The 588-nt window shown below is 43.5% G+C and carries 1 protein-coding gene; it reads right to left on the bottom strand.

The features are described 5' to 3' along the window. Positions 1-588, bottom strand: a 588-nt coding sequence (locus GMD1S_RS10770) for an ABC transporter transmembrane domain-containing protein (RefSeq protein WP_000631040.1), incomplete at both ends; no start/stop codon positions are given.

Below are 588 nucleotides of genomic sequence, written 5' to 3' on the forward strand. Positions count from 1 at the left end.
TCCAAAAGAAACATGCTTAAAGGAAATGGCTCCCTTAACTTGGTCACTGGTCAAGATTTCCTTACCTGTTTCAACAACCTCAGGACTTTCTAAGACAGCATAGACACGCTCTGCACAAGCTAAAGCACTTTGCAACTCAGCTAAAACAGAAGAAATATCATTAAAGGGCTTGGTGTACTGTTGGACGTAATTCAAAAAAGTCACTAAACGTCCGATGGTCAAGGTGGACCCCATCATGATTCGATAAGCTCCTACTCCAGCAAGAAGAGCATAAATGAGTGCGTTGACAAAGCGAGTTGAAGGATTAACCGTTGATGAATAAAAGATGGCTGACTGAGAATAGCCTGCATAGTTGGCATTAGCCACATGCAGTCTTTGGATAAACTCTGTTTGAGCATTGAAGGACTGGATAATAGTTTGCTGGCTAAGAGACTCTTCAATCAACTGAGTCTGAATTCCTCTCGTCTCCGTTTGCTTCTGGAAGAGGTGATAAGATCTCTTGGCAATAAAGCGTGAAATCACCATGGACAGGGGCGTCAACAGCAAGACCAAGAGGGCCATGAGGAGATGAATTTGGAGCATGGCTAG

Source organism: Streptococcus sp. GMD1S, from assembly GCF_000296875.1.
Classification (GTDB): domain Bacteria; phylum Bacillota; class Bacilli; order Lactobacillales; family Streptococcaceae; genus Streptococcus.